The 12,090-nt window shown below is 49.5% G+C and carries 12 protein-coding genes and 2 pseudogenes; 7 read left to right on the top strand and 7 right to left on the bottom strand.

Annotated elements, in window-relative coordinates; all coding sequences use genetic code 11:
* Positions 1-385: 385 nt before the first annotated feature.
* Positions 386-2,323 (bottom strand): glycosyl hydrolase, encoded by a 1,938-nt coding sequence (locus tag BGX14_RS03160; protein ID WP_095879033.1) that lies wholly within the window; start codon positions 2,321-2,323, stop codon positions 386-388.
* Positions 2,324-3,810: 1,487 nt separating this feature from the next.
* The gene (locus tag BGX14_RS03150) at positions 3,811-5,484 is read right to left on the bottom strand and encodes a glutamine--tRNA ligase/YqeY domain fusion protein (RefSeq protein WP_095879031.1); all 1,674 of its coding nucleotides are present in this window, start codon (positions 5,482-5,484) and stop codon (positions 3,811-3,813) included.
* A 69-nt stretch (positions 5,485-5,553) separates the two neighbouring features.
* On the opposite strand from BGX14_RS03150, the gene nrdR reads away from it, so the two are divergent.
* Positions 5,554-6,003 (top strand): transcriptional regulator NrdR, encoded by a 450-nt coding sequence (nrdR, locus tag BGX14_RS03145; protein WP_073306330.1) that lies wholly within the window; start codon positions 5,554-5,556, stop codon positions 6,001-6,003.
* Positions 6,004-6,013: 10 nt separating this feature from the next.
* On the top strand, positions 6,014-6,988 hold the full coding sequence (locus tag BGX14_RS03140; protein ID WP_233126384.1) for a class I SAM-dependent rRNA methyltransferase: 975 nt from the start codon (positions 6,014-6,016) through the stop codon (positions 6,986-6,988).
* Here BGX14_RS03140 and BGX14_RS03135 read toward each other — a convergent pair.
* Positions 6,972-7,154, bottom strand: coding sequence for a hypothetical protein (locus BGX14_RS03135; protein ID WP_095879030.1), 183 nt, complete (start codon positions 7,152-7,154; stop codon positions 6,972-6,974). The two genes, BGX14_RS03140 and BGX14_RS03135, sit on opposite strands and share 17 nt — an antisense overlap.
* On the opposite strand from BGX14_RS03135, the gene BGX14_RS03130 reads away from it, so the two are divergent.
* Positions 7,153-7,380 carry an integrase core domain-containing protein gene (locus BGX14_RS03130; RefSeq protein ID WP_078777452.1) on the top strand — a complete coding sequence of 76 codons (228 nt, stop codon included), beginning with the start codon at positions 7,153-7,155 and terminating at the stop codon, positions 7,378-7,380. The genes BGX14_RS03135 and BGX14_RS03130 overlap by 2 nt on opposite strands.
* Before the next feature lie 23 nt (positions 7,381-7,403).
* Here the strand turns inward: BGX14_RS03130 and BGX14_RS03125 are convergent, their stop codons facing one another.
* The 4 genes and pseudogenes from BGX14_RS03125 to BGX14_RS03110 form a co-directional block, all read right to left on the bottom strand.
* Entirely contained in the window at positions 7,404-7,694 is a 291-nt protein-coding gene (locus BGX14_RS03125; RefSeq protein ID WP_073306326.1) for a hypothetical protein, read from the bottom strand.
* 126 nt (positions 7,695-7,820) lie between these two features.
* Positions 7,821-8,713 (bottom strand): annotated as a pseudogene (locus BGX14_RS03120) (adenine-specific methyltransferase EcoRI family protein).
* A gap of 12 nt (positions 8,714-8,725) precedes the next feature.
* A pseudogene (locus BGX14_RS16415) lies at positions 8,726-9,209 on the bottom strand (EcoRI family type II restriction endonuclease).
* A gap of 291 nt (positions 9,210-9,500) precedes the next feature.
* Complete coding sequence (locus BGX14_RS03110; RefSeq protein ID WP_143394103.1) at positions 9,501-10,241, bottom strand: DUF6261 family protein; 741 nt, start codon at positions 10,239-10,241, stop codon at positions 9,501-9,503.
* Positions 10,242-10,609: 368 nt separating this feature from the next.
* On the opposite strand from BGX14_RS03110, the gene BGX14_RS03100 reads away from it, so the two are divergent.
* Genes BGX14_RS03100 through BGX14_RS03090 form a run of 4 tightly spaced genes read left to right on the top strand, consistent with a single transcriptional unit; the run spans position 10,610 to position 12,049 of the window.
* Positions 10,610-11,113, top strand: coding sequence for a hypothetical protein (locus BGX14_RS03100; protein WP_095879027.1), 504 nt, complete (start codon positions 10,610-10,612; stop codon positions 11,111-11,113).
* Positions 11,110-11,277, top strand: a complete 168-nt coding sequence (locus BGX14_RS15460) for a hypothetical protein (protein WP_158223211.1) — start codon at positions 11,110-11,112, stop codon at positions 11,275-11,277. The genes BGX14_RS03100 and BGX14_RS15460 overlap by 4 nt, the downstream gene beginning before the upstream one ends.
* Positions 11,268-11,645, top strand: a complete 378-nt coding sequence (locus BGX14_RS03095; RefSeq protein WP_095879026.1) for an OmpH family outer membrane protein — start codon at positions 11,268-11,270, stop codon at positions 11,643-11,645. The genes BGX14_RS15460 and BGX14_RS03095 overlap by 10 nt, the downstream gene beginning before the upstream one ends.
* On the top strand, positions 11,642-12,049 hold the full coding sequence (locus BGX14_RS03090; protein WP_143394102.1) for a hypothetical protein: 408 nt from the start codon (positions 11,642-11,644) through the stop codon (positions 12,047-12,049). Before BGX14_RS03095 ends, BGX14_RS03090 begins: the two co-directional genes overlap by 4 nt.
* Positions 12,050-12,090 lie beyond the last annotated feature (41 nt).

Below are 12,090 nucleotides of genomic sequence, written 5' to 3'. Positions count from 1 at the left end.
TACCCGGATTGCCCGCAAAATGCTGAATCGGGGAATTCCTTTGAATCTAGTTGTCTATTTGATAAAGAGATTTGTGCGTTGTAATCTATCTGCGATTTGAATGGTGCCGGGATTTGGAAAAGCGGATGGTGTTTGCTTGGATTTTTTATTTGCGTTCTTAATTGCTGATTGCCAGCTATGGACTTGAATCTACTTTTTCGGATTGCGTTAGCGACCGACGCCCGGATGGGTTCGGACAAATTTCTGGAAATTTGGCTGAACGGACGACGGGCTTTTGTCCGGCGATAACGCTAGGGAGCGGCACGGCGCTTGCGGCGGGCAACGCCCAAACCTGCACAACAAAAAAAGCCTCCGGCGGGGAGGCTTTGCGATTTTCGTTTGCGTTCTAGTGAATGCGGATTTGCCGAGCGGATACGCCGAATGCGCCTTTGGCTCGGAGAATGTAGTTGCCGTGGCGAATGCCTTCGAGCGAAGTGGTGTGAATGCCTGCGCTCAGGTTTCCGCGGTGGAGCGTTTTGACGAGATTGCCGTTCAGGTCGAAGAGGTCGATGCTTGCCATTCCGGGGATGGGGAGGGCGACGGAAAGATTTTTTCCGTGGAGTTCCATGCGGAATGCGCTGGCGGTATGCTGCTGGATGGCGGCGGATTTTCCTTTGCCGATGATTTCCGCAACGACGAGGTTGTGCGCCTCCTCGTTGGAAATTTTCTGTGCGGTATTTTCAAAGTCGTTGATGGTCGTCGAACCCGCTTTGACGTTGTCGAAGAATATCTGGCCGGAGTAGCCGACCTGGAAAATTTCGATATACACTTTGGAAATGTTTTTCATGAAGGTGGTGTAGTCGTTGCCGGTGAGGACTTGCGTCCCCTTTGCGGTCGTTGCCAAGTTGATTTCGCAGACGGTGGAGTCCCCCGGATTGATCCAGCAGCCGTCCGGCTGTGCCCAGGCCCAGTCCGTGCTTTCGTTGCCGAGGAAGGCGATGGTGAACCAGATGCCGGACTGCGCGTTCGTGTTGTAGGCAGTCAGGGTGATTTGTGATTCGGAAGAGAGGTCGATTGCGCCCTGCTTGATGACGACGTTGCCGTTGGCGGTGTCTTCAAGTCCGGCGTTGAATTTGACCCGCAGCCAGCCGTTGGTCGCGGTGTCGCCCGGGAAGATGTCGGCGGCGACGGGGCGCGCGGTGTCGAGATCGGCCAGCTTGTAGCCGACTTCACAGGCGGCGACGGTGGATTGCGAAATGCTGTAGCTGTTCCAGCCGGGCATGTCTTCCAAAGTGATGGTGCAGGGGCTTTCCACGTTCGCTTTCCAGACGGGATCGACGGTCTGATCCAGGAAGTTGCCATCCCAAGTCTGGTACCACGGCATCCACCAGGACCACTTGATGTTGTTTTCCGCCATGACGGACATATCGGGAATCGGGCCGTTTTCGGAGATGGCCAAAATTTTGTCCGGGAAATTTTGGGAGAGCGTCTGGTATGCCGAAATGTATTTGGTCGAATAGTTCCAGGCTTCGTAGATGTCGAGGCTCACGATGTCGTATTTTGCCGTTCCCGGATTCCAGTCGGTGTCTGTCGCATATTCCGGGTTCCAGACCCAGACGAGGTTCTTCACGCCTTTGACATTGACCATTTCATCGTAAATCAGGTTGTAAAGTGCCTGGAATGCGGCTCCGCCTTTGTCTCCCCACCAGAACCAGGTTCCGCTCGCTTCGTGTACGGGACGGAATACGGCGGCTGCGCCGGCGTTTTGCAATTGCAAAAAGTAGTCGGCGATTTCATCGATGTCGGAAACGAGCTGCTGATAAGTTGTCGAAGTCGTGTTCCAGCTGCAATTTGAAGTGCAGCTCGGATCGGTGAATCCTTGGGTGAAGTCGAATTCGGTGTATTCGTTCGCGTTGCCGGATTTTGTGTAGAAGGCGTCTATCTGGTCGCTCGGGTCTTTCCAGTGCCAGGTAAAAGCGGGAATGCCGCCCAAGCTCCAGAGTTCTTTTGCCGCTTCGATGATGTTTTCCGTGTAAGTCTGATACCACCCGTCCGAGGCTTTGACTCCGGTGGCGAACAGAAAATCGAAGCCGACCAGGGCGGGGTATTTTCCTGTCCGGGTATAGAAGGCGTCCACGTCGAGGAGAGTTTGGACGGATGACGTATTGACGTCGCCGGTCATCATGCCCGATACGGTTTTGACGCCGTAGTTCGTCGCCAAAAAGTTATAGAGCTTTTGGGCGGATTCCGTCGCTCCCGAAGTTACTGGGGAAAAACTGACTTGCGCTTGGGCGAATGCCAAGGAAATTCCTGCAAGGAAGCAGGCTTTGGATAAAAGTTTCATTCAACACTCCTTTTAAAGTAGTTCAAAAATAGATTTTTCTGGTTTTGAATTGGGTTGGGGAATGCGGGGATTTTCGTTTTCAAATAAAGGCGGCCCTTTAAGATTCTGTTTCCAAAAATCGGCGGCGATGTATTTGTGCGGGCAGGAATAAGGGCGTTCCCTTGCCGTAGGCAAGGTCGGGCTATATTTTAACGCGTCCCGTGCGGCTCCCAAAGAAGCGCGCCGGACGCTGTTAAAACGGAGCGGCGTAAAACGCCTCTCCGCCCTGCGGGTCACTATCCCTAACGCGAAATTCGGCAATGACGGACGAAATCCCGCCGTAAGAATTGCCCATAAAGCCCGACACTTTCGAGAAGAATTTCAAGGATAGGGGGGATTCCCTGCTGCGGCGGACTCAGCAATAAGAAAAAACACGATTCTGCGGAAAATGCGATCCCCTCCTTGCGGCAAGAAGCGAGGCATCCCCTTCAAGGAGTGAACGCCGGCTTTGTCATTGCGGGGAGCGAAGCGGCGAAGCAATTTTTGTGTGCATGAGTATTGCCGTTCACATGGGCGATTCTCAACTAGAGCAATAAATCGCCGAGTTCCGCAAGCACCTCTGTCTGCCGACAGGCAGGCCGCTCAAATGGCTGCTGCCGCCGGCGAAAAGTTTAAAATTCCATTTCACGGTTTTATGAAACGTTGCCTGTAGGCGTAAAAAATTCATTTCCCGAAGAAAAACGCCATTCCCGCCTAGGATTACAGCACCCCTCTTGGGACAATAGACTATTCTTGCGGAACATTGCATATAAGTCCCAAACGAAGCATCCTTTTAAAAATTTCGAAATTCCTTCTTCAACGAAAAGAAGCTTTCCTAGTCAGTAGAAAGTCCTCTTCCGGCGAAAGCGGCATTTCTAGTCAGTAGAAATCCTTCCTTCAACGAAAAGAAGCTTTCCTAGTCAGTAGAAAATCCCCCTCCGGCGAAAGCGGCTTTTCATAACCGCCAAATCGGTTTCCCGAACGGATTCGGCAGCCTTTCGGCCGCTCGGACACCCGAAGTGGGCGTTTTGAAAGGATTTATATCTAAGAGTTCTGCAGGGGATAGGGTGAATTGGGCTGGCCTTTACCTCTTTGAAGCCTCTATCCCTTCTAATCGCCTCGTCACCCCGATAAGTGGACAGTCGATTCGTCATTGCTTCTTTGTTTCTCTCCTCGGGGTGACGGACTCTATGTCCATTTCCCGCAATAACAAATCCTGCGCCCGTTTTTAGTAAGGATGCCGCCTGTTGCCTGTTTTTACCCCCGCTGCGTTGGGGCGGAGTGGCGACTGCCTTTTGTTGAAAATCCGCCGGGGCACGCCCTTGCGTATAAAAAAGCCTATAAAAAACGTCCTCGAGGAAAGGAGACCTCGGAGGACGTAAGGGGGAGTGTTTGGTTGTTCATAATTTATCTAAATCGGGGATGTTTAGATAAATGATGGACGGATTATCGTTTACCCTTGTAAACGCCTACTTTTGCGCTTTGCCCCAGGAATCCTTGAGTCCCACGGTGCGGTTGAACACCAGATGGTCGGGCTTGGAGTCTTGGCTGTCCAAGCAGAAGTATCCCTGCCGCATGAATTGAAAGCGGTCGTCCAAAGTGGCGTTGGCGAGCGTCGGTTCGAGTTTCGCCTGTTTGATGACCAGGGAATCCGGGTTGATGAAGTCCAGCGGGTCTTTGCCTTCGGGGACGTTGCCCGGATTTTCCAGCGTGAAGAGGTTGTCGTAAAGGCGGACTTCGGCATTGACGGCGGCGGGCGCATAGACCCAGTGGATGGTGCCTTTGACTTTTCTGCCGTCGGGGGAGTCGCCGCCCTTTGTCGCCGGGTCGTAGGTGCAGTGGATGCGGGTGACATTGCCGCTTTCGTCCTTTTCCACGCTTTCGCATTTGATGAAATAGGCACCCTTGAGGCGAACTTCGCCGTCCGGTTTCAAGCGGAAATACTTTTTGGGCGGATTTTCCATGAAGTCGTCCCGCTCGATGAAGAGCTCCTTGCCAAAGAGGACTTTGCGGGTTCCGGCGTTCGGGTCTTCCGGGTTGTTTTCCACTTCGACTTCTTCGGTCCTGCCGTCTTCCCAGTTGTCGATGACGACGGAAATCGGGTCCAGAACCGCCATGGCGCGCTTGGCGGATTTGTTCAGCTCTTCGCGGATGCAGAAATAGAGCAGGTTGATATCGACCATGCTGTCCGCTTTGGATATGCCTATCCGGTCGCAGAACTCACGGATGGAAGCAGCCGAGTAGCCACGGCGGCGCAGTCCGCATACGGTCGGCATCCGGGGGTCGTCCCAGCCCATGACACGCCCGCTTTTGACGAGTTCCAGCAGTTTGCGCTTGCTCATCACCGTGTAAGAAAGATTCAGGCGGGCAAATTCGATCTGTTGCGGGAGATTGGAAAGCCCGAGGGATTCCAGGAACCAGTTGTAAAGGGGACGGTGCGCTTCAAATTCCAACGTGCAGATGGAATGGGTGATGCCCTCCATCCAGTCCGAAAGCGGGTGCGCATAGTCGTACATCGGGTAGATGCACCAGTCGTCTCCAGTGCGGTGGTGTGTGGCGTGCTTGATGCGGTAAATCGCCGGGTCGCGCATATTCATGTTGGGGCTGGAGAGGTCGATTTTGGCGCGGAGCGTCTTTTCGCCGTCGGCAAATTCCCCGGCTTTCATCCGGCGGAAAAGATCCAGATTTTCTTCGACGCTCCTGTCCCGGTAGGGCGAGGGCTTGGAAGGCTTGCCCGCATCGTTTCCGCGGTAGTCCTTCATTTCTTCCGGAGAGAGGTCATCGACGTAGGCTTTGCCCAGCATGATGAGCTTTTCGGCGAATTCGTAAAGTTTGCCGTAGTAGTCGCTCGCATAATGGACGGGCTCTTCCCAGTTGAAACCGAGCCAATGCACGTCGTTGTAAATCGCATCGACGTATTCCGTATCTTCTTTGGTCGGGTTCGTATCGTCAAAGCGGAGATTGGTCTTGCCGCCGAATTTTTTGGCGGTGCCGAAATTTAGGCAGATGCTTTTGGCGTGTCCGATATGGATGTAACCGTTCGGTTCGGGCGGGAATCGGGTGAGTACGTGGTCTCGCTTGCCAGTCTTCAAATCGCTGACGATGATGTCTTGGATAAAATTGGAAGATTCCGGGATGTCCATAGTGTTCTCCAGAAAAAATTTCAACCAAAAGTTAGCAAAGGTTTGGCGAAAAATCTATATTCCGAGCGTATGATTTGCCCTTATTGCCGTAGCGAACACGACAAAGTTGTAGATAGCCGTTCCAGCGGGCTTTCCATTCGCCGCCGCCGGGAATGCCTGGAGTGCGGAAAACGGTTTACCACTTACGAATATGTAGAAATGACGCCGCTGACCGTTGTAAAAAGAGACGGCTGTCGCGAGCCTTTTCAGAGGGAGAAACTTCTTGCGGGGCTTGAAGCCGCCTGCAAAAAAAGGCCGGTGAGCCGCCAGACGATTGAAGACATTGCGACGGATGTGGAAAATGCTCTTGTGCTCAGCGAAAGTCAGGAAGTGCGCTATGACGCTATCGGCAATTTAGTGATGGAAGCTTTGCGCAAAGTCGATGCTGTCGCCTATGTCCGTTTTGCTTCCGTATATCGCGAGTTCAAGGAAGTGGGCGAGTTTGTCGAGCAGGTCTTGCAGCTGGATTCAAAGAAGTAGCGCTTTTGCGATGGCCGACGAAAATCATTCTATCGATTATTTTGTCCGTCTGCTGGAAAAGGCTTACGCCAAGCGGATTCCGCTGATGGATTTGACGGATGCTTTTCGCATAGTCAATGGCGCGGACGACGGTTTTCCAGGTGTCGCCGTGGACAAATATGCCGAGCATTTTCAAATCCAGTATTTCGGCCCGGATTTGCTTGGACAAAAGGAGGCGATTGCCGCCGCCGTCCGAAAATTTTTGGAACCGCAATTTCTGGTGTCCAAATTTCGGCTTTCCAGTTCGGGAGAGTCGCTGGAAAAACCGCAGATGCAAGTGGAGTCCGGCGAAACGGCGGATAGCGCGACTGTCGTTCGGGAGGGGAATTGCCTTTTCAAGGTGGATCTCTTGGACACGGTCAATCCGGGGCTTTTTTTGGATATGCGGGACGGGCGTTTGGATGTGGAAAAACGTTCCCGCGGGAAAAACATCCTGAATTTGTTCAGCTACACTTGCAGTTTCTCCGTGCATGCTCGAGTCGGCGGCGCGCTGCGGGCGGTAAATGCGGACATCAGCGGGAAAATTCTGGACAAGGGCCGGGAAAATTACCGGTTGAACGGCATCGACCCGCAGAAAGGGGAATTTTTCAAGGGCGACAGTCGGGAATATCTGGATTGGTGTGTGCGCAAGGGATTGCGTTTCGACGGCGTAATTCTGGATCCGCCGAGCTTTTCGCGCAATCGGGGAAAAGTCTTTTCGGTCAAAACGGATTTCCAGAAACTGGTTGCCGAAGTGGCAGAAGTCCTTGCGCCCGGCGGCTTTTTCCTTTCCAGTTCCAATTACAGCGGGTTTTCGTTGGCTGGCTTTTCCAAGGAAACGCTGCGGACTGTCCGGCAAAAATTCCCGTCTGCAAAAATCGCCTGGAGTCGCGGGCAGGGCTGCGATTTTCCGGGTTCGGGAACGCGCAAGGAGAGTTCCCTTTCCGCCGTCATGATTGAAGTTTAGCAGCCGGTGTCAAAATGCAAAGGGCGTGGGCGAAATAGGAAATGCCCGGCAGCTTGTTTTCGGCAAATTGCCTGTCGTAAAAACGCAGGCAGAAATGTTGCCAGTACACGTCGGAACAGTTTACCAGCATTTTCAATTGGGACGGATGCCCGACAAGGTTAAGCATGGACAGCAAAGGCCGAGCTTATGACAACATATTCGTAGAACGATTCTGGAGAACACTCAAACAGGAGGATATCTACATCAGGGGATACGAGACCGTGACGGAATGCAGACAAGGTCTAGAGGCGTATTTGGCGCGTTATAATGATGTACGACTGCATTCATCCCTTGGCTGGAACACGCCATCGGATGTATATTTCAAAAAGGTTCGGCTAGACAAGGTCGCCTAGGTCGGACTAATTCAACTAAGAAATCAATTTTTTCTGTTGGAAAAAGTGAACCACTTTAAACCATTCTTAAGATTTTGCAAAGATGGCACAGCCTTTAGGTATTCATCATTCATCAATTCCTTGCGTAGCTTTTCTAGATCAATCTGCAATTGATGCGGATTATACATCTCCACATAACCGACAGAAAAGGTCTTGCTCACTAAACCTTCGTTCAACAGGTTCTTGCCGCGATGTCCTAGAATTTTCGGATTCCCCGACTCATCAAAGTAGTAGAACATTTTCTGCGGCAAAGATTCCTTCACGTTAGACTCCATACTTGATATTATCAGCAAGAAATTTGCGTTTCAACAATAAAAATTATTTTATCATCAATTTAGATGAAAAATGGAAATTTTTTACCGCTACGAATTGCTTCACCGCTATTTTCTTTGAGGAAATGCTTAATCGACAATCTGCTTGTTTTTGATGAGGATGCGGAAATAGGGAGATTTTCCGTTGATGGTCAAATCCTTTTCGTCGTCGCCCTTTCGGAATTTGATGATTTCAAATTGGGCGGGATTGAATTTGTGCAAAAAGGTAATCGGAACGCCCATTACGCCTTTATAGTCCATGGGAATGTCTTTTGTTTTGTCCACATTAATCCCATTATAATTGTCATAATCCGGATAGCGGCTTTCGTTGCCGTAGTATTTTTGGGTGAGAGGGATGTTTTCGTTTCTGTTCCATAGAGTTCGTAATGCTCTGGGACAATAAACCCGGAAATACCTCTTCCTAAATGGATGCCAAGCCAAACTTTGTTATCTTTTATCAGATTGAAAATTTCTTTGTATGTAATGGCGTTGATGTTGCCGATAATCAAAAACTGCTTTTTGTAAAAAATCAGCTGTGCCACATATTCTCGGAATAAACTAAATGGCGGATTTGTCTCCACAATATCCGATTCTTTTAAAAGGCGGACGCTTTCTTCACTGCGGAAGTCGCCATCGCTATTAAAAGCTTTCAGTTCATTGGCTGATGGAGTAGGATTTTCTTTTCCCGTGTATTCATAATAAAACGCATGGTGAAAATTTTCTGGAGAAAATAAATCATATTCCCATTTTTTATAGCAGGATGCGATAATTTTTTTCAATCCCAGCTCTTTGAAATGCAAAACAAAATATTTGAAAAAATTGCTGCTTCTGGGGTCGTCGCAATTGCAATAGACTACCTTATTTTGAAAGTGGTTTTTGTAATGTTTTAATTCTCGTTCAATATCAGCCAGCTGGGTGTAAAACTCATCTTTTTTATTTGTCTTGGCATCGTCCAGTAAATGATGGGAAATGTTTCTTGCCACGGTAAATCCCCGTTATTTTTTGCCTGTGAGTTGCGCAAATAAATCAGAACCCAAAATTTTTAAGGAAGTTCTAGAAATCTCCAACATAATCTTCAAAATGGCGTTTCCGTCCCATCGTCTTCCGTCAGGTCTTTTTACTTTTACAATCTGTGTCAAAAAATTTGAACCTTCTAAAAATAATAGATAAGGAAAATAGGATTCGCTTAACATGTAGTTTGATATTTCGGCGATATTCTTATGCGCTCACACGCCAATTTCCATCATCATCTTTTACTTCAATGATTCCTCCGTCCGGTTTTATTTTAGAATCCAGAACAAATAATGTGGTCCCTAAATTTTTATCTATTTTTTGCAAAGCGTTGTTGATTTCTTTTTTAGAAAGGCTCTCTCTGTAACGAAATGTCAATTTTGGGAATTCGTTTTCTAAACAAGTTTTCGAGTATTTTGAAATTTCCGAAACTGCCGCATCGTGAATTTTTGCTTCGTTTCCGAAAATTCCAACCGCGCCGTGGGAACTTTTTTATTGTTTTGTCAATCGGTTTGATTGTTTTTCAGACATTTTTTTACTCTAGGGAAAAGTTCATTTTTGAAAATAGAAATTCCGTCGGGAATATTTTTGGCGATTGCCGGATAAAATAGGGAGCTTCCGTTTTTTTATCGATTAGTCGAAGATTGCCCGCAAGTCCTTTTCGCCCACCAAAAAAAGACGTTTCCCGTTCCGAAGCGCCGTTATTAAAGCGGCAGGGAGCAGAAAGCGTTTTGGTTTTGGATATATTGGAAGGAAAATTTACGCCTGCGCCCTATCTCCTGCCAAATTTTCTTCCGCGTTGGGGCCTTTCTTTTGGCGCTTGGCGATGCTCTCGTTCAGGCGGGATATCTCCGAGTCCAAATTTTTAGAAAATTCCGCAAGAGAAGTATTCCCGATTAAAGCCATAGCCGAAAGGTAAGGCTCTATTTGCTCGTTAAAGATTGAAAGGATGCTCTTTTTAAGGTAGGTGGCACATTCTGTCTTCGAGCCTTTCGATTTCGCATAAACGTCGTTGGCTTCATTGAAAGAATCCTGCGCCGCACGGATGTTGTTTGCCAGTTCCGAAACACCGTCCAGCTTTTCCATGTTCGCCTGGGCTTCCGCCGAGGAGAGCTCTTCCCAAAAGCTTTCCAGCATGGAACTTTCTTCCACATAGCTGGCGTTGATGATTCCCGCCTTGGTATACTTGTCGTAGATGATTTTCAATGCTAGGGCGGCATTCTTTTTTTCGTCGGAAGGATGTGCGGAATAGCCGGCCACGAGCTTGCCGAACGCCCTCAGCGCCTCGTCGCGTATATAGTCTGCTTCGTCCAGATTCGAAACGACCTTGTCCTGCAAAATCGCCGACGTAATCCTCCCCGAAAGCTCTTCCACCTCCGCCATCACGTTTTTGAGATAGACGTCCTCCTGCACCGACGAATCCGCCCTGTAAATCCGAAGAATCGTATTGGCGATGCCGCCGATTTCGTTTACACGCGCCTGGTTTCTGATTTTGTTCATAAGAACCTCCATATTGAATTGTTTTTTTACCAAACAAAAACCCCGCTTGTAAAGATAAGGCGAATTTTCTGGGATTCAAAGTAAAATCCCGTTAGCAATTCAAAATGCCACGAGCCGGAATCGGCAAAAGTCAACGAATGGCAAAATGCCATGAGCCGAAATCGGGAAAAGTCGGGTAATGGCAAAATGCCACGAGCTGGAATCGGCAAAAGTCAACGAATGGCAAAACGCTACGACCCGGAATTGGCAAAAGTCAACGAATGGCAAAATGCCATGGGTTCGTTTTTGCCTGTGTCAGCATTCGGCAAATCCTGAAGCTTTGCCGCGTGCTTCCTTTCGGCGGGCGATATTTTTTTACCTTTTCTCCTATGCTTAAAATGGATTTGCTGGCGCTGGCTTTGGCTTTTGTTTCTTTTGTTTGCTCGGGGGCTTTGTTGTGGAACAGGACGGCGGGGCCTTATTTTATCGAATCGGAAAAGGTGCTTTCTGCCCGTCCCTCGTTGCAGACGCTTGAACGTCGTCTCGCCCTGTTTGACGAAGATTGGAAAAGAAGGGACTCCCGGCTTATGGATTCGATCGCCCGGCGTCTGGATTCCCTTTCTTTGAACCGGGAGGAGGGCGAGATGTGGCTGGAACTGCTGAATCTGGAAAGCAACATTGCCCGCTACCGGGCTTTTGATTCGGCATCGAAGGCGGTGCAGGCGGAAATGGACGTGGAGCTGCAAATGCTCGACGGGAAAATGGCGCAGTTTTGTGCCGCCAATGGCATCCCGGTCCTTTTTGCGTCCAACAACAATTCCATCGTTTTCGGCTCTGGCACAAAAGCGGACAAGACAAAAGAGTTCAACGGGTTGCAGGAGTCGCTCCGATGAAATTTGAAAAGGCGATACTTTTTTCAGCCGTGGTCCTGGCTTTGGCGAGCCTTGCCGCCGCTGTTTATTTCCATTCCACAAACGTGCGTTACGGGTTTGTCAATACGGAAAAAATTCTGAATCCTTTGGGGAGTCCCAAAAGGCTTCGGGCGAAATTCGGGTAGAGGAGGAGAGGTGGCTGACGGAGGCCAGGATTATTGAAGATTCCCTTGCGGCATTCGAAGCCCGAATTCAAAAGGATTACGGAAAGCTTTCCGTAAAGGAAAAGCTGGAATTGAAAAAGGAGCACGCCGCCCGGATTGGGGAATTGGAACGGTTCAATGAAGCGAGAAAAAACGCGCTCCTGAAAATGCAGAGGGAAAAATTGGAGGGCGTGTACGGGAAAATCAATTCGGCGATGGACGAGTTTGCAAGGAGCAGCCGACTGGACGTGGTCTTTGCGACAAGCGACGGCAGCATTGTTTTTGGAGACGGAGGCAAGGCGGATTTGACGGAAGAATTTGTGCGTTTTCTCAACTCCCGGTACAAGTGATGACGTGTCCGTATGGTAAGGCGCTGATGCCACTGGGGCTGCTTTTGTTGGGAGCGTGTTCGAAGGAATACCCGCCGGGGGAGTTTGTGGCCCGCTATGAAAAAGATTGTTCCACGTCCGTTCTGCGTGGCGATTTCCGCCTGACGGCCATGCCCTTTTCCGAATCTTACGAAAGGGCGAAATGGGGCACTCCGCTGGGAGAGGGGAAAAGGGTCGTCGTTTCGGTCCATCCCAAGGCGGGAGTCGAATTTGACGGTGTTTTTCTGGTAGGTGGTGCGGACACTTTCCCGGCTGTCCTCCAAAGAAGAATCGGAACTTTCGAAACGGGAAATACGGATATTTTTTCAAGGTGTTTGAGCATTTCCCAGAAGAACATTTCCCTGAAAAGGCGAAACTCTTTTTGAAAAACGTGGACCACGGCATTGGCACCGTTGAAATTCCCCTT

The sequence above is a fragment of the Fibrobacter sp. UWS1 genome (assembly GCF_002300445.1).
Classification (GTDB): Bacteria; Fibrobacterota; Fibrobacteria; order Fibrobacterales; family Fibrobacteraceae; genus Hallerella; species Hallerella intestinalis.
The sequence above is the reverse complement of the archived record's forward strand: the minus strand, read 5'-3'. Positions and strand labels throughout refer to the sequence as shown.